We start from the raw sequence: 22852 nt of genomic DNA on the forward strand, positions 1-22852 counted from the left end.
CAAGAGCCCGCACGGGACACAGTAGCTGCGCCTGAACTCTTGCACATATAACTCGATTGAACTACCTGACAGAAATGACAGTCCCGACGAACGGTCGGGGCCGATCGACGATTGCCATAAAACGCTGGATCGTCGCCAGGTCCGGCACCAAGGCGTGGCTCACCTGCACCTTGTGCCGCTCACAGGCCGCAATGACAGGGAGTCGTGCGCGCTGACCATCGAAGATCAGAGCGTGCGCAAGCTGCTCGTTGTCGAGACAGAAATCCAGCAGGTCCAGCTTGCCATGCGCAAGGCCAGCATTGATGACCAGCAGATCGAATGGCGCGCAGCCATATTCGACCAGGTTCAGAAGCTCGTCGAGGCTTTGCACCGGCGCCACGCGAAAGTAATCGAGCTGGTTGAACAACCGCTCTATTTTCATCCGGTTGAAGTGTTGTTCGTCGGCGATCAGGATGCGAAAGGACTTGCTGGGCAACGTGCCCCCCCGGGTCAGATTGATGAGGGGGCAAGGCTACGGAAGACCTACGACGCATTCTGTAGGAAAAATCCGAAATATCACCCGAAAAGTCTGACGCGAGGCGCGGGTTTGCGACGAAGGCGACCTCACAGCCGCCGAAGATTTCAGCTGGCAGTCGCCAGGAGCAGATCCGCCATCGATCGATGCCCGCGCTGCTTGCCATGGTCATACAGCGAACCGGCGATCTCGTGCGCACGAATCGGCAGGATCGACAGCAGTGTGTCGCTCAAGCCATGGCTGGCCTGGCAGAAGCCCTGCATATAGATGCCGGCCTTGCAGCGCTCATCGGTGATCAATTTGTAGTTACGATCCACCTCGAAATCACCCAGGTACTGTTCCAGCGGGGCCAGCAGCTTGCGGTGCATCTGCCGCTCGTAACCGGTGGCCAGCACCACGGCGTCATAGAGACGGACCGCGACTTCGCCAGTGGCGTTGTTGCGCAGGGCCAGCTCGATGCCAAGCTCGGTGGCGCTGGCGCTTTCAAGGGTGGTCAGGGTACGGAACGCATGGCGAGCAATGCCCGAGACTTTCTGCCGGTAGAAAATTCCGTAGATGCGTTCGATCAGGTCAATGTCCACCACCGAATAGTTGGTGTTGTGGTATTCGTTGACCAGGCGCTCACGCTCGCTGCTGTCCTGCTGGAACACCAGGTCGGTGAACTCCGGCGAGAACACTTCATTGACGAACGGGCTGTCGTCCGCCGGTTTCAGGGCAGAACCGCGCAGGATCATGTCGACCTGCACCGACGGGAAGCTGTCGTTGAGGTCGATGAAGGCTTCCGCCGCGCTCTGCCCGCCACCGATGATTGCAATGCTCATCGGCTGGTTGTTCACGCACGGCTGCCTGGCCATCTGCGCCAGGTACTGCGAATGGTGGAACACGCGACTGTCGCCCTTTAGTCCCTTGAACGCCTCGGGGATGCGCGGCGTGCCGCCCGCGCTGACCACCACCGAACGGGCGGTTCGTACCTGTTGATGTCCTGCGCTATCGCGAGAAATCACCCGCAGCGCTTCGACTTGCTGGTTGTGCAGCACCGGTTCGATAGCCAGCACTTCTTCGCCATAACGGCTCTGTTTCTCGAATTGCGCAGCTACCCAGCGCAGGTAGTCGTTGTACTCCATGCGGCAGGGATAGAACGTGCCCAGGTTGATGAAGTCCACCAGGCGACCGTGAGCCTTGAGGTAATTGACGAACGAGTAAGGACTGGTCGGGTTGCGCAGGGTCACCAGGTCCTTGAGGAAGGAGATCTGCAGCTCGCTTTGGGTCGACAGGGTGTTGCCATGCCAGCTGTAGTTGGCTTGCTTGTCAAGAAACAGTACATCCAGTTCGCCCTGGGTCGGCCCGCGTTCTTGCAGGGCGATGGCAAGCGCCAGGTTCGAAGGGCCGAAACCGACGCCGATCAGGTCGTGAACGATGGGCGATGCAATTGCCTGTGTCATTTCCAGTGTCCTCTGGATGAACCCCGAGCGGCGGGGAGATAAGCCTAAGTGACCTGGCCGGCCTTGAGCACGACAGCAGGTCGTCTGTTGATTAGGAACGAGGACAGTGAAATAAAATTTAACAAGAACGGATCAGCGCGAGGATCAATGCGCATCCCATTGGCGCATCCGCACCCGGCAATGCTTCATGGCGTTGACGATGTGCTTTTCTACCAGAGCCTTGGAGATGCCCAGGTGTTCGGCGATCTGCGGGTGTGACAGGCCTTCGATCTTGCGCAGCAGGAAACTCTCGCGGCACAGCCGGGGCAATTCCGCCAGGGCGCGTTGCAGCATGTCCAGGCGCTGGCCGTGATCGAGGCTGCTCAGGGGTGAGGGGCTGAAATAGCGCTCTTCGTTGTCGAGCACCTCCAGCGACTCGACCTGGCGCAATGCATTGCGTCGGTGATCGTCGATCACCAGGTTCAATGCCGTGCGATACAGGAACGCCCGGGGCTGCTCGATCGGCGTGTCACTGGAGCGTTCCAGGACTCGCAGGTAAGCGTCATGCACCACATCTTCAGCCACCTGGCGGCTGCCCAGCTTGGCGTTGAGGAAACACACCAGCTCTCGATAGTAGTTTTCCAACATGACTCCCGTCCGCACGGGTGCGGTTTCTGTCCTTGAAGCAACCTGTCGGCCACAGTGGCACGGTAGTGGCAATTTGAGATGCGTAATTTATAGTAATTCTCATATAGATTTAAAGTATTGCTTTGTCTTGCCCGACAAATAGTAGGAACTGCCGAAGGCTGCGATCTTTTGATCTTCTGCTTTTAGGCTCTTGCTCTTGGGCAAACGGAGATGCGCTAAAGATCAAAAGATCGCAGCCTTCGGCAGCTCCTACAGGTGTTACGCCATATGTCCGGGGCTAAATTCCCCAGCAGTTTCCTCGTTTACTGGACAGCTCCCCGTCCCTATTCAGCTGTTTTGAACGACGGGCCAAAATCCTTTGGCCGGAACCCCGCATGAATCGTCCCCGTCACACCCGACGCGCCCTGCTGGTAGCACTCAGCCTGATCCCTCTTATCTCCGTCGCCGCCTGGCAATTCATCCCGTCCGGGCGCGACCGGTTCGCCACCGTGCAGGTGACCCGCGCCGACATCGAAAGCAGCGTCACGGCCTTGGGTACCCTGCAGCCCAGGCGTTACGTGGACGTCGGCGCCCAGGCGTCCGGGCAAATTCAAACGATCCACGTGGAAGTCGGTGACATGGTCAAGGAAGGCCAACTGTTGGTGGAAATCGATCCCTCCACGCAACAGGCCAAACTCGATGCCGGGCGTTTCTCCATCGAAAACCTCAAGGCGCAGCTTCAGGAGCAACGCGCGCAACACGACCTCGCCCAACAGAAATTCCAGCGCCAGCAACACCTCAAGGCCGGCAACGCCACCCGCGAAGAAGACGTGCAGACTGCGCAGGCCGAACTGCGCACCACCCAGGCGCGCATCGACATGATCCAGGCGCAGATCCGCCAGGCCCGGGCCAGCCTGCGCAGCGATCAGGCCGAGCTCGGCTACACCCGGATCTATGCGCCCATGTCCGGCACCGTGGTCGCACTGGATGCCCGCGAGGGCCAGACCCTCAACGCCCAGCAACAGACACCGCTGATTCTGCGCATCGCCAAACTGTCGCCGATGACCGTCTGGGCCGAGGTCTCCGAAGCCGACATCGGCCACGTCAAACCCGGCATGAACGCCTGGTTCACTACCCTCAGCGGCGGCACCCGGCGCTGGAAAAGCACCGTGCGGCAGATTCTGCCCGTGCCGCCCAAACCCCTCGACCAGACCAGCCAAGGCAGCGGCAGCCCTGCCAGCTCAAGCAAAAACGGCAGCGCACGGGTGGTGCTGTACACCGTGCTGCTGGATGTCGATAACGCCGACAACGCGCTGATGGCGGAAATGACCACCCAGGTATTTTTCGTCGCAGGCCAGGCGCAAAACGCCCTGACCGCGCCGATCGCCGCCCTGCAGGCCGGCGTGCAAGCCGACAGCCAGACCGCACAAGTGGTGGCCAGCAATGGCCGCATCGAACAACGCACCGTGCGCACCGGCATCAGCGACCGCCTGCGGGTGCAGATCCTAGACGGCTTGCAGGAAGGCGATCACTTGTTGATCGGCCCGGCCGACGGGAGTGGCGGTTGAATGCACACGCCCCTGATCGACCTTTCAGACATCCGCAAAGCCTACGGCGGTGGCGACGCGCCTGAAGTCCATGTGTTGCGCGGCATCGACCTGTCGATCCATGCCGGGGAATTCGTGGCGATCGTCGGCGCCTCCGGTTCCGGCAAGTCGACTCTGATGAACATCCTCGGCTGCCTCGACCGTCCGACTTCGGGCGAATACCGCTTCGCCGGAGAAAACGTCGCCGCCCTGGACAGTGACGAGCTGGCCTGGCTACGCCGCGAAGCCTTTGGTTTCGTGTTCCAGGGTTATCACCTGATTCCGTCCGGTTCGGCCCAGGAAAACGTCGAGATGCCGGCGATCTACGCTGGCACTCCGGCCGCCGAACGCCATGCCCGCGCCGCCGCCCTGCTCGAGCGCCTCGGCCTGGCCACGCGCACCGGCAATCGTCCACACCAGCTCTCCGGTGGCCAGCAGCAACGGGTGTCCATTGCCCGCGCCTTGATGAACGGCGGCCATATCATCCTCGCCGACGAACCCACCGGCGCCCTCGACAGTCACAGCGGCAAGGAAGTCATGGCGCTGCTCGACGAGCTGGCGAGCCAGGGCCACGTGGTGATCCTCATCACCCATGATCGCGAGGTGGCGGCGCGGGCCAAGCGCATCATCGAGATTCGCGACGGCCTGATCATCAGCGACAGCGCCCGGGACAATCGCGCCGCGCAAACCTCTGCCAATCCCGGTGCATTGCAAGCAGTGGACCTGCGCAAGCGCCTGACTGAAGGCGCGCAAGCCAGCGGTGCCTGGAAAGGCGAGCTGGTCGAAGCGGTGCACGCCGCCTGGCGGGTGATGTGGATCAACAGGTTCCGCACCGCGCTGACCCTGCTGGGGATCATTATCGGCGTGGCGTCGGTGGTGGTAATGCTGGCCGTCGGCGAAGGCAGCAAGCGCCAGGTCATGGCCCAGATGGGCGCATTCGGTTCCAACATCATTTACCTCAGTGGCGCGTCCCCAAACCCGCGTACGCCGCCGGGTATCGTCACCCTGGACGAAGTCAAGGCGGTGGCGAGCCTGCCCCAGGTGATGCGCATCATGCCGGTCAACGGCCAGGAAGCCGGAGTACGCTTCGGCAACCTCGACCACCTGAGCTACGTTGGCGGCAACGACACCAACTTCCCGGCGATCTTCAACTGGCCGGTGGTGCAAGGCAGCTACTTTACCGAGGCCGATGAACGAAATGCCGCGGCGGTCGCGGTGATCGGCCACAAGGTGCGAACCAAACTGCTCAAGGACGTGGCCAATCCCATCGGCCAGTACATCCTGATCGAAAACGTGCCGTTCCAGGTGGTCGGCGTGCTGGCGGAGAAAGGCGCCAGCTCCGGCGACTCCGACAGCGACGACCGCATCGCCATCCCCTACTCCGCCGCCAGCGTGCGATTGTTCGGCACCCACAACCCGGAATACATCGCGATCGCCGCCGCCGATGCGCGCAAGGTCAAGGAGACGGAACAGGCCATCGAGCAGTTGATGCTGCGCCTGCACAACGGCAAGAAGGATTTCGAGCTGACCAACAACGCGGCGATGATCCAGGCCGAAGCGCGCACGCAAAACACCCTGTCACTGATGCTCGGTTCGATTGCCGCGATCTCGCTGCTGGTGGGCGGCATCGGCGTGATGAACATCATGCTCATGACCGTGCGCGAACGGACCCGCGAGATCGGCATCCGCATGGCCACCGGTGCCCGCCAGCGCGACATCCTGCGCCAGTTCCTCACCGAAGCGGTGATGCTTTCGGTGGTCGGGGGCCTGGCCGGGATCGCCCTGGCGCTGATCGTCGGCGGCGTGCTGATCCTCAGCGAAATCGCTGTCGCGTTCTCCTTGATAGCGGTGCTGGGCGCCTTCGGCTGCGCCCTGGTCACCGGTGTTGTCTTCGGCTTCATGCCGGCCCGCAAAGCGGCCCGACTCGACCCGGTCACGGCCCTTACCAGTGAATGATCTTTCCATGAAGCCGCAACTGAGTTTGCTGACCCTTTGCCTGCTGCTCGGCGCCTGCGCCAGTCCCGCCCAGCGTCCGGACAGCGGCATTACGCCGCCGGCCGCCTGGCAATCACCCCACACCACGGCTCCCAGCCGCGACAACCAGCAATGGTGGAACCGCTTTGGCAGCCCACAACTGGGACGCCTGATCGAACAGGCCCGAGTCGGCAGCTACGACCTGGCTGCCGCCATTGCACGGGTGCGCCAGGCAAAAGCCGAAACCGTGGTCGCCGGTGGTTCGCAGTTACCAGGAGTCCAGGCGGGGGCGAACGCCAACCGGCAGAAGTTGCTGCGCGGCAATGGCTACAGCCAACTGGATGCCGACAGCGACAACAGCGCCGTGGACTATTTCAACGCCAACCTGACCGCCACTTACGAAATCGATTTCTGGGGTGGCCAGCGCGCTTCCCGCGACAGCGCGCAATTCGCGTTGCAGGCCAGCGAGTTCGATCAGGCGACGGTGGAGCTGACGTTGCTCAGCGGGGTCGCCAACACCTATGCGCAAACCCTTTCGCTGCAGGAGCAGGGCCGTATTGCCGAGCTGAACCTGGCCAACGCGCAGAACGTGTTGAAACTGGTACAGACTCGCTTCGATTCCGGGTCCGCGACCGCACTGGAACTGGCCCAGCAAAAAAGCCTGGTGGCCGCGCAGCAACGCCAATTGCCGCTGGTGCAGCAACAGGCCAGGGAGGCGCAGATCAGCCTCGCCACCCTGCTTGGCCGCCCGCTGCAGGAACTGGTGCTGGGCCGGGAACATTTCGATCAATTGTCTTGGCCCGCCATTGACGCGGGCGTACCCAGCGAACTGCTCAGCCGGCGCCCGGACATCGCCCGGGCCGAAGCGCAACTGGCCGCTGCCCAGGCCGACGTCACCGTCGCCCGCGCCGCCATGTTGCCGACCCTGACCCTGAGCGCGGAAATCGGCTCCGGTGCCGACCGTGCCGGTGACATCCTGCGCAGCCCCTTTTATAACCTCACCGCCGGGTTGCTGGTGCCGGTGTTCAACAACGGGCGCCTGGGCGCCGAGCGCGACAAGGCCACAGCGCGCCAGGAAGAGCTGCTGGAAGCCTATCGTGGTGCGATCATCAACGGTTTCGCCGACGTGGAAAAAGCCCTCAACAGTATTCGTGGGCTGGACGCACAACGGCAGTGGCAAAGCGAGGAACTGAACCAGGCGCAGACCGCGTTCAACATCGCACAAAGCCGCTATGAAGCGGGCGCCGAGGATTTACTGACGGTGCTGGAAACCCAGCGCACGTTGTATGCGGCGCAGGATTTGAATGTGCAGCTAAGGCTGTCACGGATGCAGGCGAGCATAGCGTTGTACAAGGCACTGGGTGGGGGGTGGCAGGTTCTATAAATTCGGCGCCTGTCAGGCCGTCTTCGCGAGCAAGCCTGCACCCACAATGGACCTGTGTTTGCAGGACCAATGTGGGAGCGGGCTTGCTCGCGAAGAACGATAACGCGGTCGTCAGGCCTGACTTTGCTTGGCCTTCAAATTCCGCGCATACCAAGGCCGCTGCGGTACCTTCCTGAACAAATTCACCAACTTCTGCTCATCCTCGCCAAAGGTAATCCGCAACGCCAGCTTCATGGTCTCCGGGTCCATCTCCACCGACTTGCCCGCCTGCAACCCGGGCGTGGTGTTGCAACCATGGGTACCCGGCCCCAGCCACGGGTCGTCGATCTCGACCCAACGCCCCGGCGCGAACCACTGCACGCCATTGACCTCAAGCCGACTCACCTGCCCCGGATGAAAGCGCTCATGGGCGCGGAACCAGTCTTCCAGGCGATCGTCGATCCAGCCGTGGAAGTGCCAGAACACCGGGTTTACGTGGGACGAGAACGGATCGCCAAGGAAGTCGTTTTCCGGCGCATACCAACGCGCGGAAAAGTCCGCCGGATCCCGGGCGAACGGCACTGGCTGGCCGTTGGACGGATCGCGCGGCACCGAGGCCCAGCGCATGTGCAACCAGTCATGCAAACCCAGTTCGACCTCTGAGCCAAACTGCCCCAGGGTCAGCTTCGACAGGTAACGCGGGTCGCGGTATTGCGACTCCCAGACCTGGAAATTGCTGTGGTAGGTCTCGGCAGTCTTGATGTCGCTGACCCATTGCGAGTACTCGTCATCGTCTTCGGCCAGCCAGGTGGGCGGCAGCGCCGTGCCGTCGTGGTTGTCGAAATACCGGGCGAAGCCGATGCGGTCCCGGACCAGCTCCGGTTGCGGCAAGGGGAACTGCGTCCACGACGGCAAGTGCTGCATCGAACGCGCCGTGCCGAGCATGTGCCGGTGCATGAAGAAAAAGTCCACGCCCGAGCCGTTGCGATCCTTGCGTGTGCCACGGGCGTCACGTTCCTTGTCCCGGGGTCCGGGTTGCCAGCCAATGCCGCGCAAGGCGTCGCGCTTGTCTTCGGGCAAGGTGTGCCATTTATCCCGGGACGCGTGCCACAGTTGATGGAACAAGCGATGCTCCGGGGACGTCAGACAGGCCAGCAGCGGTGGATTCAGAGCCGTGCGCTCGCGGGCTTCGGGGAACACCTTCTTGACTGCGACAAAGCGATTGTCCTGGGTCGTCATCATCAAGGGGCGATCCAGATCCAGCACGCGACCACTGAGGCTGCCGCTGCCGGCATTGCCGAAACCGGCCCAGACTTCATCCAGCGCCATGCTGAACTCGTAGTCACAGCTGCCTCGGGCGCTGAGCAGGCGCCAACTCAGCTGCGCCGGCTTGACCCCGGCCACATCGCCCAGCACCTGATATCGCGGTGCTTCGTTTGAACGCAAGCGCTCGGCGGTGTCGAGAAAACCCACCAGGCCACGACCCTTGTGGCCGATGTCGAGAAACAGCTCCAGCCCGTCCAATGGCAAGCCTTCAAGCCCGGCATCACGTCCTTTGAAACGGATCTGCCAAACACCACGAAGTGTATCCGCCAGGCGTTGGCCGGTGACATCCGCCACCTCGAACGACGCTTCGCCGGGGGTGATCGTCGGGTCCGGCTTCGTCCATTGGCGATGCCCATAAAAAGCCGCGGGCACAGCCGCGCCGGTCAGCGCCAGGCCTGCCATGAACCATCGTCGAGAAATCGTCATTGCCCTACCTGTGTCAGCCATGAAGCAGGCTTTATCCAAGCTAGAACGTTTGTTCCCTTCCAAAATTTATGGTGCAGCCAAAAGATCGCAGCCTGCGGCAGCTCCTACATGAAATGCCTGCCCCTGTAGGAGCTGCCGCAGGCTGCGATCTTTTCAGGAGCACCTAAATTCCTTGGTCGATCACTCGTTCCTCCCAGATAGCAAAGGCTCCCTGACTGAGACGGCAATGACAAAACCACGTTCGAAAAAGGCTCTTTTCATTGGCCTGCCGCTGGCCCTGGCGATCTGCGCGGGTGCAGGCTTTGCGGCCTGGAATTACGGGTTCAAGGACAATCCCGGCTACCCGGTCAACGTGATGAAGCAGGCCGAAGAACTGCATGAGCGCCTTCTCTCGTTCGACAGCCACATCACCGTACCCATGGACTTTGGCACCGCAGGCAGTGAAGCCGACAAGGACGGCAGCGGCCAGTTCGACCTGGTCAAGACCGGACGCGGACGCCTGTCCGGTGCGGCCCTGACAATTTTCGGCTGGCCGGAAATCTGGAACGGTCCCGACGCGCCGCATCGTCCCACCGCAGGCTTCGTCGAAGAGGCTCGCTTCGAGCAGGAAACCCGCTACAAAATCATCAGCGCCCTGGTGCGCGACTTCCCCAACCAGGCCGCCATCGCTTACACCCCCGACGATTTCCGGCGCCTGCATGGCGAAGGCAAGTTCGCGATCTTCCTGAGCATGCTCAATGCCTACCCGCTGGGCAACGACCTCAATGCCCTGGATCAATGGGTGGCGCGGGGCATGCGCATGTTCGGCTTCAGTTATGTGGGCAACAACGCGTGGGCCGATTCATCCAGGCCGCTGCCATTTTTCAACGATTCCCGGGATGCCCTCGGCGGTCTCTCGGACATCGGCAAGCAGGCGGTGCAGCGCCTCAACGACCTCGGCGTGATCATCGATGTGTCGCAGATGTCGACCAAGGCCCTGGAGCAAGTGGCCCGGTTGAGCCGCACGCCGATGGTGGCCTCACACTCCGCCCCGCGCGCCCTGGTGGACATTCCGCGCAACCTCAGCGACCACGAAATGCAGTTGATCAAGGACAGCGGCGGCGTGGTGCAGATCGTCGGCTTCCCGACCTACATCCGCCCACTGAGCCAGGCCACCCAGGACAAGCTCAACGCCCTGCGTGCGCGTTTCGACCTGCAACCCCTGCAAGGCCTGGAGATGGCGTTGATGCCGGGCGATCCGATCATCACCGTGTGGTCGGAACAACGGTTCGGCGAATACGCCAGCCAGCTCTACGCCATCGTCGACGAAGAGCCCAAGGCCACGCTCAAGGACTACGGCGACGCGATTGACTACGCGGTGAAAAAAATCGGCATCGATCACGTCGGCATCAGTTCCGACTTCAACGATGGCGGCGGCCTGGATGGCTGGAAGGATGTCAGCGAGGCACGCAACGTCACCGCCGAACTGATCAGCCGTGGCTACAGCGAGGCCGACATCGCCAAACTCTGGGGCGGCAATTTCCTGCGGGTCTGGGACCAGGTCGAGAAATCCGCCAGACCCGTCGCCAAGAACTGATGCCATTTTTGCCAAGCGAAACCCAAGCCATGACCAACCGTCGTTCATTCCTCAAGCAGGCCGGCATTCTCGCCGCCGGCCTGCCCCTGGCTGCTGGCGTGAACCTGCCAGCGATAGCCGGCAATCCGCCGCCTTTGCCCAAGGGCAAATGGGCGCAGTTACGCCAGCTATTCAATCAGGACCCGAACTACCTGCATTTCGCCAACTTTCTCGTCACCTCGCACCCAATGCCGGTGCGCAACGCGATCGAGATGCACCGCGCCAACATCGATCGCAACCCGGGCCGGGCCATGGACTGGGACCTGCAGGAAACCGAGAAACGCGAACACAACGTGCGGGTCTGGGCCGGACGCTACCTGAATGCCAAACCCGAGCAGATTGCGCTGACCGGCAGCACCACTGAAGGCCTGGCGATGATCTATGGCGGGATTCATGTAAGGCCGGATCAGGAAATCCTGGTCAGCGAACACGAACACTATTCCACGAATTACACACTGGAATTTCGTCAGCAACGCCAGGGCACGAAAGTACGCAAGCTCGAGCTGTTCCAGAACAGCCGCGACATTTCCGTGGACGAAGTGCTGGGCTCGATTGCCCAAGGCATCCGCCCGCAAACCCGTGTGCTGGGCATGACCTGGGTGCAATCGGGCAGCGGTGTGAAACTGCCGATCGGCGAAATTGGCAAGCTGGTTGAAGAGTACAACCGCAAGCGCGACGAAAAGGACCGCATCCTGTATGTGGTCGACGGCGTGCACGGCTTTGGCGTCGAGGACCTCGACTTTCCCGACATGCACTGCGACTTCTTCATTGCCGGGACGCACAAATGGATGTTCGGCCCGCGTGGCACGGGGATCATTTGCGCCCGCTCCGCCGAGGTCCGGGACGTCACGCCGATCATTCCGACCTTCAGTGAATCCACCGATTTCGCGACCATCATGACCCCCGGTGGCTACCACAGTTTCGAACATCGCTGGGCTGCGGACGAAGCGTTCAAGCTGCACCTGGATCTGGGCAAGGCCGAGGTCCAGGCGCGCATTCATCAACTCAACAGCTATGCCAAGGATCGTCTGCTGGAGCAGCCGCGGATCGAACTGGTCACGCCAAGGAGCCCGCAACTATCCGCCGGTTTCACCTTCTTCCGGGTCAAGGACCAGGACTGCGAAAAGGTCGCCAGCGGGCTGATGCAGAACCGCGTGGTCTGCGACTCGGTGGACCGCGACGCTGGCCCGGTGATCCGCATCGCTCCGGGCTTGCTCAACAGTGAACACGAAATCGACCGCTTCATGGCCCTACTGAACGAAACCGCCTGAAACCACCATTCACTGTAGGAGCGAGCATGCTCGCGATGGTCGCCAGAACACTGCGGATATTCAGACACCCCGCGTTATCGTTGACGTCCATCGCGAGCATGCTCGCTCCTACAGGGTTCGCTCTTCTTTATCGAGATAGAAAATGACCCGTCACATGTTAGCCCTCGCCCTAACCGCCCTAATCGCCGGCCTGCTCCCCTGCGCCGCACAGGCCGCCACCCCACCGCCAGCGGGCAAGGTATTCAAGGACTGCAAGAATTGTCCGGAAATGGTCGTGCTGCCCGCCGGCACCTTCACCATGGGCACCCCGGATGACGAAGTCGGCCGCGAGCCCGATGAGGGTCCGATGCATGAGGTGACCTTCGCCAAACCCTTCGCCATGAGCCGCTACCAGGTCACTGCCGGTGAATGGGATAGCTATATCAAGGAAAGCGGCGTGACCATCGCCAACGGCGATACCCGGCCAGGTCGCGAGTGCATCGCCAGCAAGCCGCGTTACCCGCAGGGCCCGCGCCAGCCGGCGGTGTGCATGAACTTCGACGACGTGAAGCACTACGTCGCCTGGCTGTCGAAGAAAACCGGACAGCGATACAGCATGGTCAGCGAAGCCCAGCGTGAATACACCGCACGCGGCGGCACCCAAGGCCCGTTTCCCTTTCCGTTCGATGATGGCAAGGGCTACAGCATCGCCAGGCACGCCAACACCTACGGCCCGGCGGACGGCTACAGCTACAGCTCGCCGGTGGGCAGCTACCCACCGAACGCCTTCGGTATGTATGACATGCACGGCAACGTCTATGAATGGGTCGAAGACTGCGAACACCCGAACTACGTCGGCGCCCCTACCGACGGCAGCGCCTGGCTGGAACCCGACTGCGAAGCGGTGCGCATCCGCGGCAACGACTGGGGCGAAGCCCCGGTGTTCTCCCGCTCCGGAAACCGCAACAGCCAGTACCCTCAGGAGCGTGGGGACTGGATAGGCTTTCGCATCGTACGCGAGCTCTAAGCCCGTCTGGGTCAACGTGTAATCGTTCTTCGCGAGCAAGCCCGCTCCCACATTTGATCGCATTCCGCCTGATGAAATACGGTCGAATGTGGGAGCGGGCTTGCTCGCGAAGGCGTCTTATCAATCGCAGAACATTTCGACTGACAACCCGCTGTCACCACCAGTCACCACCCTCTAAATTAACCCCTCGACCAGACGTTCTACTGGGTATCTGCCTTCCGACCCAAGGAACCGTCTTCCATGACCCAGCCTACCCGAGGCGCCATCGGCGAATTGTTTGCCCTGCTCAAACCCTTTCGACTCATCGTCGCCGCATCCATAATCCTGGGCATGGTCGGCGGCCTGAGCGTCACGGTATTGCTGGCGACCATCAACAATGCCCTGCATTCGGACAGCGGCCTGACCCAGGGCGTGGTCGCGCTGTTCGCCGGCCTGTGCCTGCTGGCGCTGGCCAGCTCGATCTGCTCCGACATCGGCACCAACTACGTCGGCCAGCACATCATCGCCAAGCTGCGCAAACAACTGGGGGAGAAGGTGCTGTCGGCGCCGATCGAGCAGATCGAGCGTTACCGCAGCCATCGCCTGATCCCGGTGCTGACCCACGACGTCGACACCATCAGCGACTTCGCCTTCGCCTTCGCACCGCTGGCGATTTCCCTGACCGTCACCCTGGGATGCATGGGCTACCTGGCGATCCTGTCGTGGCCGATGTTCCTGATCATGGTGGCCGCGATCCTGATCGGCAGCGCGATCCAGGCCTACGCCCAGAGCAAGGGCGTGCAAGGTTTCATGGCCGCCCGCGACGCTGAAGACGAGCTGCAAAAGCACTACAACGCCATTGCCCAAGGCGCCAAGGAACTGCGCATCCACCGCCCTCGCCGCCAGCGCATGTTCAGCTCGGGCATCAAGGGCACCGCCGAATTCATCTGCAACACCCAGGTGCGTTCGATCAACACCTTTGTCATCGCCAAGACCTTCGGCTCAATGCTGTTCTTTGTGGTCATCGGCCTGGCCCTGGCCCTGCAAACGTCCTGGCCGAGCCCCGACAAGACCGTCATGAGCGGCTTCGTGCTGGTGCTGCTGTACATGAAAGGCCCGCTGGAGCATTTGATCGGCACCCTGCCGATCGTCAGTCGTGCGCAGATCGCCTTTCGCCGCATCGCTGAACTGTCCGAACAGTTTTCCACCCCGGAACCGCACCTGCTGCTCAGCGACCAAGACAAGGTCAAACAGGCCGTGCACGAACTGCAACTGGCGGACGTGCGCTACGCCTTCCCGGCGGTCGAGGGGGCGGCGCCGTTTCAACTGGGCCCGGTCAACCTGTCGATCAAACAGGGCGACATCACCTTCATCGTCGGCGAGAACGGCTGCGGAAAGACCACCCTGATCAAATTGCTGCTGGGCCTGTACACGCCGCAACAGGGGCAGATCCGGGTCAACGGCGAGGCCATCGACGCGCACAACCGCGATGACTACCGCCAGTTGTTCACCACCATCTTTGCCGACTATTACCTGTTCGATGACGTGGTCCAGGGCGATACGCAGATCCCCGAAGACGCTAACAAATATCTGCAGCGCCTGGAGATCGCACACAAGGTCAGCGTCAAGGACGGCAACTTCACCACCACCGACCTGTCCACCGGCCAGCGCAAGCGCCTGGCGCTGGTCAATGCCTGGCTGGAAGAGCGGCCGGTGCTGGTGTTCGACGAGTGGGCGGCCGACCAGGACCCGACCTTCCGACGGATTTTCTACACCGAGCTGCTGCCGGACCTCAAGCGCCTGGGCAAGACCATCATCGTGATCTCCCATGATGACCGTTATTTCGATGTCGCCGACCAACTGGTGCGCATGGAAAGCGGCCGGGTCGTCACCGAGCTGGTGCCGGCCTGATCACAGGTCTCATCAACGCTCCCACAGGTTTTGCTTTTTTCAGGATTTCTTTTCCGGTTTCACAATCGCATCTCGTCTTAATAATCATTCCCATTAATAAAAAATCTGCACGACACTTTTTCAGGAGCACAGGCAAGTAATGCGATCTCTTCCACGCCGTACCCCTCTCGCGCTGGCCGTACAGCGCCCGTCACTGCACAAAACGCTGTTGACCAGCGTCCTGCTGACCGCCACGTTGCTGGGGAGCACGATGGCCAACGCAGCGCCTGTAAAAGTGAGTATTGCCGTGCAGCCGCTGTCCAGCGCGCTGACCCAACTGGGCATGCAGACCAACCTGCAAATCCTCTACAGCCCGGACCAGGTAGCCGGCATCAAGTCCCGCGCGGTGTCCGGCTCACTGGAGCCTTCCGCGGCCCTGGCCGAGATGCTCAAGGGCACCGGCATTTCGTTCCAGATCAACGGCAACAGCGTGACGCTGGTGTCGGGTGGCTCGTCGAGCCTGCAACTGGGCGCCACCACCATTTCCGGCAAGGCCCTGGGCCTGACCACCGAAGGCACCGACTCCTACACCACGGGTGCGACCACCACTGCCACCAAGTTGCCGCTGACCCTTCGTGAAACGCCGCAGTCGGTGACCGTGGTGACCCGTCAACAGATGGATGATCGCGGCGTCCAGAGCGTCGGCGATGCGCTGAAGAATACCCCCGGTATCACGTCCCAGAAGTACGACAGCGACCGTACCGAGTTTTCCGCACGGGGCTTTGCCATCACCAACTTTCAGTACGATGGCGTCAACATCCCCTACGACGGCGTGTACGGTGAAAACCCGAACAACACCGACGACGCTGCCAGCCTCGATCACATCGAAGTCATCAAGGGCGCGACCGGCCTGATGACCGGTGCCGGTGACCCGGCCGCCACCGTCAACCTGGTGCGCAAGAAACCGACCAGGGACTTCAAGGCTTCGGTCAGCGGCACTGTCGGTTCCTGGGACAACTACCGCACCGAAGGTGACATCTCCGGCTCACTGACCGAATCCGGCAACGTGCGCGGGCGCTTTGTCGGTGCCATGCAGGACAAAGATTCGTACATCGACCACTACAGCCAGAAGAGAGACCTGTACTACGGTGTTCTGGAAGCCGACCTGACCGACGATACCCTGCTGACCCTGGGCGTCGACAAGTCCAGCGCCACCCCTCGCGGCAGTTCCTGGACGGGTAACACAGTCTACTACGCCGACGGCGGCAAGACCGACTTCTCCCGCGGCTTCAACCCGGGCGCCGACTGGAGCCGTCGCGACTTCGACAGCACCACCTACTTTGCATCCCTGGAACAAGCGCTCGCCAACGACTGGAAATTCAAGGCCAGCTTCGACCAGAAAACCACCGATCACGATACCCAACTGGCCTCGGCCAGCGGTGGTTACCCGAACCGCGATACCGGCGAAGGCATGTTCTTTTATCAGGGGCACTGGGAAGGCCATCGCGTGCAGAACACCGCTGACGTGAACGTCTCCGGCCCGTTCACCCTGGGCGGTCGCGAGCATGAAATGGTGGCCGGTTTCATGGCCGCCCACTCCCGTCAGACTGGCGCAACCTATGGCACCCCCACCGACTCCGATGGATCGGTACCGGGAAACATCTTTGACTGGACAGGCCATATCGCGAAACCGGACTTCCCGAAAAACGGCAAGTACGAGCGCACCCAAAGCCAGAACGGCGCTTATCTGGCCACGCGCCTGCGCCCGACCGACGACCTGTCGTTCATCCTTGGCGGTCGCGTAAGCACCTACAAGTACAACGAGGACTACACCTACTACCCTGGCGCCGGCCTGGCCGACACCCACGCCAGCTACAAGGAGCACGGCGTCGTCACGCCTTACGCCGGTGTGGTCTATGACCTGGACGATACCTACTCGGTCTACGCCAGCTACACCAGCATCTATCAGCCACAAATCAACAAGGATGCCGATGGCAAGACCCTGGACCCGGTTGAAGGTGACAGCTACGAAACCGGTCTGAAAGCGGCCTACTTCGAAGGCAAACTCAACGCCAGCCTGGCCTTCTTCCGCATCGAGCAGGACAACGTGGCCGAGTCGATCGGCACCAATGAGATTACCGGTGACGGCATTTACAAAGCCGTCGACGGTGCCACCACCAATGGCGTGGAACTGGAACTGGCCGGCGAACTGGCCCAGGACTGGAACGTATCGGCCGGCTACACCTATGCCCGTACCCGCGACAAGGATCACCAACGCATCTACGGTTTCCCGCTGGCCACCAGCAAACCGGAACACGTGGTGCGCACCTTCACCACTTACCGCCTGCCCGGCGCATTGGACCAGTTCACCGTCGGTGGTGGCGTCAGCTGGCAGAGTGCGTTTTACGGCCAGAGCTTCAGCCCTACCGATGGCAGCACTTCGCTTAAGCAAGGCGGCTACACCCTCGTCGACCTGATGACCCGTTATCAATACGACGACCACCTGAGCTTCACCGTCAATGCCTACAACGTCTTCGACAAGCGCTACCTGACGGGCCTGGGCAACTTCGGCACCACCTTCTACGGAGAGCCGCGCAACATGCAGATCACCGCGAAGTACGACTTCTGAGGCTGAGCTGAACTAAAAAATGCCCGAATTGAGAGATGCGGGCATTTTTGTATGGGCCGATATTTGCGGTGCATGTGATGCCGCCTTCGCGAGCAGGCTCGCTCCCACAGGGGGATCTTCGGTGTGCACAAAATCCGCGTTCATCTCGGCCAGTTGTTGGAGCGAGCCTGCTCGCGAAGGCGGCCCTCGCCCCAACATTGATTATTCAGGCGGATCGATCCGGTCCAACGCCCGGTTCACCGCCAACTCCCCCAACATGATCACCTGCGCAATCCCCAACAACGAATGACGACCTGTCCCTTCCATATGATCCGCCAGATCCAACGCCATGACATTGGCCGAAGCCAGCGATTCACAGGCATGCGCCAGCAGGGTTTCGACATCGAGCTCAGGGTTGACGAAAGACATGCTGCAGAGCTTGCGTGGGGTGGACTGGATGTCGGCGGCCGAGGGGATGCGGTCGTTGGGGTTGTTTGGGTCAGAATTTTCCAATGTTGGATCGGGGTCCGGCGGATTCGGTGTCACCTTGAACATATTTGCAAACTCCCTGGATGGAGCCGCTACCACCTAGCTACTAAACGAAGGGTGGCGGCTGTGCGCAGGTTAGTAGACCGGGGGAGTTAGCATTAACCGGCGCGCCGAAGCGCCCTGCGCACAGCCACCATCAAGTTCAGGCATATGAATACCTGACTGAAGGGAGCGCTATGCACCTAACTAACAACCCTCGGGCTACTAAACCCGATCACTGACAATCAGTGACCCGATCCAAGTTACCGAGCGACCCCAAGGCGCACAAGCCGGCGGATTCTGGAGTAACTGTAGGCAACGACGCAAGGTGCTGTGGCTTTCATGAAGTAACTGGGTGGGGCTATTAAATAGACTTGAACCCCTCCACGGGAGAGCTGTGAAAAGAGATCAATCCGCGCTCGATCTGCCCCGTCCAAAGTCGCTGTTCCCCTCCCCTTCGAAAAGACCGTAAAAAATCCTACATCAAAAGCGCTACGACACAGAGACCAATCCTACACGCGCCGTAGATGTTTCCTATATCCCCGCCTGTTTACTTTTTGAGAGGTTTTCATCCCATCAAGGAGTCTATGCAGATGAAGGAGCCAAGTGCATGCGAATGAGGAAACTCAGCGGGCTGTGGTTGCTAGGTGGATTGGCACTGATATTGTTTGGTTGCACTTCTTCGGACCATGAAATGGCCGGAGGAAACATCCAGGCAATAAATCACACAGTGCATGCCATCAACTGGTTGTCGGTCAATGGCTACCGGGCTCATGGCGGAGGGGGTAGTTCGTGCTGCATTATTATGCCAACCAAATGGCGCCCTGACTTGAAGGCTAATATTGAATGGGAAGTTGACCCTAATCCTTCTGTAAAACTTCCATCAGTAACATCATCAGCATTTCGTGAAGCTTATGCAAAACATGCAGCAAGCTACACAATATATAGTAACACAGTAGATATTCCGGAGTGGCCCGACACAGAATCTTGTGATCTGAAGGTGCATTTTTTAACTTGCAATCGTGTGAAGGTAACTACCGCGTGCGCGGTATATGGCCGACCGAATTATCCAATCAAGGAACCTATGCAGATGAAAGAGCCAACCGTATGTCAAAAATGAATGATAAATCCAAAGCTAATGCTTGGGCGCCACCAGCCTTCCCTTTAGAGGGGCGTCTTCCGGTGGATGTTCGGATCGTCACAAAAAATTATCAAAAACACACTTATGAGGAGGATCGCTTCCAGCGGACACCTGATGCTCAAGGGCTGTGCTCACAAGCTTTCTGTTGTTGCCATAGCCTGCACATCAGCCTGTTTTTCGATGGTACGAATAACAATGACAACAACGACACCAAGAACAATCACCCGAGCAACATCGCCAAGCTGTTCCATGCTTCGCTTCAAGACATTGAGGCTAATAAGAACGGTTACTTTTCCTACTATATGCCCGGTGTGGGCACGCCCTTCCCTGAAATTGGCGAATTGGACTACAGCGAAGACGGACTGAAATATGCCACCGGCGGTGAAGACCGCATCAACTGGGCTCTGGTTTCCGTCTTTGACGCTTTGCATACGGCGCTTAACGGAACTCCACTTTCTCAGGATCGTCGTAAGAAAGCCGTCGACTCTATGAGCACGTGGAAAGCCCCACTGATGTTTCGCGCCGGCCCCAGCAAGCGGCGGCGGGTGATGAAAGAAGTGCTCGGTACCTTGCTAGACCGCGTGGAGCGGGCCACACCCAAGGTATTGGGCGTCAAGCTGTACATATACGGGTTCTCCCGCGGCGCAGCAGAAGCCCGGACCTTCGTCACCTGGCTCAGCCAGTTGTTCGAAACCCCGGAGGGGGCGGAACTACCGTCACAGAGCCTGATCGGCCTGCCGGTGAGCGTCGAATTCCTTGGCGTACTGGACACCGTGGCCTCAGTGGGCATCGCTAACGTAGCGCCATTTTTTGCCGGGCACATGGACTGGGCCGACGACAGTCAGTTGCTGCCAGACGTAAAAGCCTTTCCGAAGCTCGTCAAATGTTGCCGGCATTTCGTTGCGGCTTTCGAACAGCGCGCATGTTTTCCGCTCGATTCGATCCGCAACGAGGATGGCCAATACCCAGCCGATTCCTATGAAGTGGTGTACCCCGGCGTGCACTCCGATGTCGGGGGAGGCTACCCGCAGCATGATCAGGGCAAGGCCCGTGGCGGTACGGACGAACTTTTGTCGCAGATTGTCCTACACGATCTTTACGCCGAAGCCTTTGCTGCGGGGGCACCGTTGCAGGTTCCGGAGGCAGCACTACCGAAAAGTTTGTTGCCGTATAAGGGATGGCGTGAGATGGGGCCGCAAACATCGTCTGAGTTTGTGATCAATCAAGAACTAATTGGGCGCTTCAATGCCTGGCGTGAAACCCTCCCCGGCATAGCCACCGAAGTCCCTTCCAGAACCTCACCTTCGGAGTATCAGCCACAACAACTGAGTGCCACAGTGGAGGACACCCTGGCCGATCAACTTGGCTGGATCACCGGCTGGCGCATTGGCCGTTATGCCAACGACTCACTGCAAAATAACGACAGCTATAAACTCCAGCCTTTCTTCACTCAGGCGACAGAGGCAACGGCCGAGGAAGCCGAGAAAGGGCGTGAGAACTATAAGAAACAGCAAGATATCGCCCTGGGAAATCGCCTGAAATCACCACAAGCGGCAACGAATCATCCCGGCCCGCCGATCTATGAGCCACAGATCGACAAGACCCAGCTCAGCCAGGCCGCCGCCGAATTCAAGCGCGACTACCGGGGCCTCAAACGCGAGCAGACCCACTGGAGCGCCGAGATCACCGATGTGCTGTTGCGCGACACGATCTACCTGCTCAATGAGAACGACGAGGCACGGGATCACGCGGCTATTCGTGAAGCGGGCGAGCGACGTGCCAAGCAACTGTTTAGTGACGACTGGGGTACGCCGAGCAAGGATCCAGTCATGGCCCTGTTGGTGGCGCTGTTCGATGACCAGGTGCACGACTCACGCGCATGGTTCATGCATGACAAGCTGAAATCCCGGGAGCTGTGGGCCGGTTACTTCTTCTACCGCATGACCTACTTCGGCAATGACAATAGCCGCGAGCTGTCGCCGGTGGTGGTGGCTGGGCGGGTATTGGGCGTGGCGATGCTGGCCGGGGCCACGGTGTATGGCATCAAGCGCGGCGGTGCACTGGGTGGGGTCGGCGGGTTGGTGGCGGGAATTGGTGGAACAACCATCGGCTACCAGGTCATCGACAAGGCCAGCGGCCTGGCCCTGCCGTTCCTGCCCGGTGCCGAGCAACTTTTGCAACCTACCGCCCACATTGGCGAGTTGGTGACCGGCCTGAAATGGCAGATTGCTTCAGAAGACTACGCGCAGCGCATTGATAGCGTCACCGCCATGTTGCGCGCATCGGGCAACTTGTTCGAGCTGACCTGAGGGGTTCTTACCAGAGGAGATGTTCGGCAAATCCAAAACCCAGGTTGCAAACAGTTCATTTGTGGGAGCGAGCCTGCTCGCGAAGGCGATAGACGCCCCACCAAAAGTCCTTGCGCCGAACACAAAAAGGCCGCCATCCCTTTTTTGGAGATGGCGGCCTTTTTCATCTCAGATCACAACCGCGAACGCACCCACCCCGCCACTTGCGCATGAATCCCTTCCACCTCCCCCAACAACCCCGCCATCCGCAAAAAGTCATGAGTCATACCCGGCTGCTCCAGCAACGTCACCTCATTCCCCGCCGCCCGCAAGCGCTCGGCGTAGGCCAAGCCTTCATCATGCAATGGATCATAGCCAGCCAGGTAGACCAGCGCCGGCGCCAAACCCGACAGGTCTTCGGCCAGCAGTGGCGAGCAGCGCCAGTCGGCCAGGTCCGCAGGCGTGCGTGCGTAGTGGGCATAGAACCAGTCCAGAGTCGGGGTTTCCAGCAAGTATCCCTCGGCGAAATCCCGGTGTGAGGCACGGTGGGTGGTGGCGTCGGTCACGGGGTACACCAGCAGTTGGGCCTTGGGTTTCAGCGCCAGTTCCGCAGGCTCGCGTACGGCGATGATCGACAACACCGTGGCCAGTGTCGCGCCGACGCTGTCACCAGCCAGTGCCACGCGGGTGGCGTCCAGGCCACGGGCGGCGCCTTCGCGTACCAGCCAGTTGCCGGCGTCGCAGGCGTCTTGTACCGGGGTTGGGAATCTCCATTCGGGGGCCAGGCGATAATCCACGGTCAACACGGCAAAACCACCCTGGGCTGCGAGGCGACGACATAGGGCGTCGTGGGAATCGAGGCTGCCGACCACGTAGCCACCGCCGTGGAAGTACAGCATCACCGGTTGCAGGCCGTCGACGGGTTGGCCGTCGCGATACAGGCGTGCCGCGAGGCTTTGGCCGTCGCGGGCGGGGATGGTGAAGTGGTCGCAGGCGATGTGGTCCAGTGGTACATCGAGGAAGCTGGAAGAGGCCTCGAAGTCGATCCGTGCCTGTTCTGGGGTCTGTTCGTGCATTGGGCGGCTTTTGCCGGTGAGGCGGCCGAACTCGGCGAGTTCGAGGAAGGCTTCAAGTTCTGGCAGTAGGGCCATGGGGGGAATCCTTTTGCACAATAAGATCAATAATCGGTTCGAAGCGAGGGCGAATACCCTGTGGGAGCGGGCTTGCTCGCGAATGCGGAGTGTCAGTGAACATTCATGTCGCTGACACTCCGCATTCGCGAGCAAGCC

At 60.6% G+C, this 22852-nt stretch carries 16 protein-coding genes; 10 read left to right on the forward strand and 6 right to left on the reverse strand.

All coding sequences use genetic code 11. The features are described 5' to 3' along the window. Positions 1 to 61: 61 nt before the first annotated feature. From CGA21_RS16600 to CGA21_RS16610, 3 genes are all read right to left on the reverse strand, one after another. On the reverse strand, positions 62 to 475 hold the full coding sequence (locus tag CGA21_RS16600) for a response regulator (RefSeq protein ID WP_110749328.1): 414 nt from the start codon (positions 473 to 475) through the stop codon (positions 62 to 64). 146 nt (positions 476 to 621) lie between these two features. Next, the gene (locus tag CGA21_RS16605) at positions 622 to 1956 is read right to left on the reverse strand and encodes a lysine N(6)-hydroxylase/L-ornithine N(5)-oxygenase family protein (protein WP_188264623.1); all 1335 of its coding nucleotides are present in this window, start codon (positions 1954 to 1956) and stop codon (positions 622 to 624) included. Positions 1957 to 2100: 144 nt separating this feature from the next. Further along, positions 2101 to 2583: a sigma-70 family RNA polymerase sigma factor gene (locus tag CGA21_RS16610; RefSeq protein WP_188264624.1), complete on the reverse strand. Its 483-nt coding sequence runs from the start codon at positions 2581 to 2583 to the stop codon at positions 2101 to 2103. Between the two features lie 374 nt (positions 2584 to 2957). Here CGA21_RS16610 and CGA21_RS16615 point away from each other — a divergent pair, with 374 nt between their 5' ends. Genes CGA21_RS16615 through CGA21_RS16625 form a run of 3 tightly spaced genes read left to right on the forward strand, consistent with a single transcriptional unit; the run spans position 2958 to position 7506 of the window. After that, a complete protein-coding gene (locus tag CGA21_RS16615; RefSeq protein WP_188264625.1) occupies positions 2958 to 4130 on the forward strand; it encodes an efflux RND transporter periplasmic adaptor subunit in 1173 nt (390 codons plus the stop codon). After that, positions 4131 to 6104 carry a MacB family efflux pump subunit gene (locus CGA21_RS16620; protein ID WP_188264626.1) on the forward strand — a complete coding sequence of 658 codons (1974 nt, stop codon included), beginning with the start codon at positions 4131 to 4133 and terminating at the stop codon, positions 6102 to 6104. 7 nt (positions 6105 to 6111) lie between these two features. Beyond that, a complete protein-coding gene (locus tag CGA21_RS16625) occupies positions 6112 to 7506 on the forward strand; it encodes an efflux transporter outer membrane subunit (RefSeq protein ID WP_188264627.1) in 1395 nt (464 codons plus the stop codon). Positions 7507 to 7617: 111 nt separating this feature from the next. On the opposite strand, the gene CGA21_RS16630 is transcribed toward CGA21_RS16625, so the two are convergent. Further along, positions 7618 to 9237 (reverse strand): PvdJ/PvdD/PvdP-like protein, encoded by a 1620-nt coding sequence (locus CGA21_RS16630; RefSeq protein WP_188264628.1) that lies wholly within the window; start codon positions 9235 to 9237, stop codon positions 7618 to 7620. A gap of 226 nt (positions 9238 to 9463) precedes the next feature. Here CGA21_RS16630 and pvdM point away from each other — a divergent pair, with 226 nt between their 5' ends. The 5 genes from pvdM to CGA21_RS16655 all read left to right on the forward strand — a co-directional run bounded on the left by pvdM (position 9464) and on the right by CGA21_RS16655 (position 17627). Next, positions 9464 to 10813, forward strand: a complete 1350-nt coding sequence (gene pvdM, locus CGA21_RS16635; protein WP_188264629.1) for a pyoverdine-tailoring dipeptidase-like protein PvdM — start codon at positions 9464 to 9466, stop codon at positions 10811 to 10813. Positions 10814 to 10842: 29 nt separating this feature from the next. Then, entirely contained in the window at positions 10843 to 12123 is a 1281-nt protein-coding gene (locus tag CGA21_RS16640) for an aminotransferase class V-fold PLP-dependent enzyme (RefSeq protein ID WP_188264630.1), read from the forward strand. Positions 12124 to 12277: 154 nt separating this feature from the next. Further along, complete coding sequence (locus CGA21_RS16645) at positions 12278 to 13129, forward strand: formylglycine-generating enzyme family protein (protein ID WP_411157076.1); 852 nt, start codon at positions 12278 to 12280, stop codon at positions 13127 to 13129. Between the two features lie 240 nt (positions 13130 to 13369). Continuing rightward, positions 13370 to 15019: a cyclic peptide export ABC transporter gene (locus CGA21_RS16650; protein ID WP_188264632.1), complete on the forward strand. Its 1650-nt coding sequence runs from the start codon at positions 13370 to 13372 to the stop codon at positions 15017 to 15019. Between the two features lie 139 nt (positions 15020 to 15158). After that, complete coding sequence (locus CGA21_RS16655) at positions 15159 to 17627, forward strand: TonB-dependent siderophore receptor (protein ID WP_188264633.1); 2469 nt, start codon at positions 15159 to 15161, stop codon at positions 17625 to 17627. A gap of 201 nt (positions 17628 to 17828) precedes the next feature. On the opposite strand, the gene CGA21_RS16660 is transcribed toward CGA21_RS16655, so the two are convergent. Further along, on the reverse strand, positions 17829 to 18161 hold the full coding sequence (locus CGA21_RS16660; RefSeq protein WP_110749349.1) for a DUF6124 family protein: 333 nt from the start codon (positions 18159 to 18161) through the stop codon (positions 17829 to 17831). Between the two features lie 589 nt (positions 18162 to 18750). Between CGA21_RS16660 and CGA21_RS16665 the strand changes: the two genes are divergently transcribed. Both CGA21_RS16665 and CGA21_RS16670 read left to right on the forward strand, forming a co-directional pair. Continuing rightward, a complete protein-coding gene (locus tag CGA21_RS16665) occupies positions 18751 to 19254 on the forward strand; it encodes a DUF3304 domain-containing protein (protein ID WP_110749404.1) in 504 nt (167 codons plus the stop codon). After that, entirely contained in the window at positions 19242 to 21584 is a 2343-nt protein-coding gene (locus tag CGA21_RS16670) for a T6SS phospholipase effector Tle1-like catalytic domain-containing protein (protein WP_188264634.1), read from the forward strand. The genes CGA21_RS16665 and CGA21_RS16670 overlap by 13 nt, the downstream gene beginning before the upstream one ends. A 173-nt stretch (positions 21585 to 21757) precedes the next feature. Here CGA21_RS16670 and CGA21_RS16675 read toward each other — a convergent pair whose 3' ends face one another. Next, positions 21758 to 22714, reverse strand: a complete 957-nt coding sequence (locus tag CGA21_RS16675; RefSeq protein WP_188264635.1) for an alpha/beta hydrolase — start codon at positions 22712 to 22714, stop codon at positions 21758 to 21760. Positions 22715 to 22852: the final 138 nt, after the last annotated feature.

Source organism: Pseudomonas sp. PSB11, assembly GCF_014596605.1.
Lineage (GTDB): Bacteria > Pseudomonadota > Gammaproteobacteria > Pseudomonadales > Pseudomonadaceae > Aquipseudomonas > Aquipseudomonas umsongensis.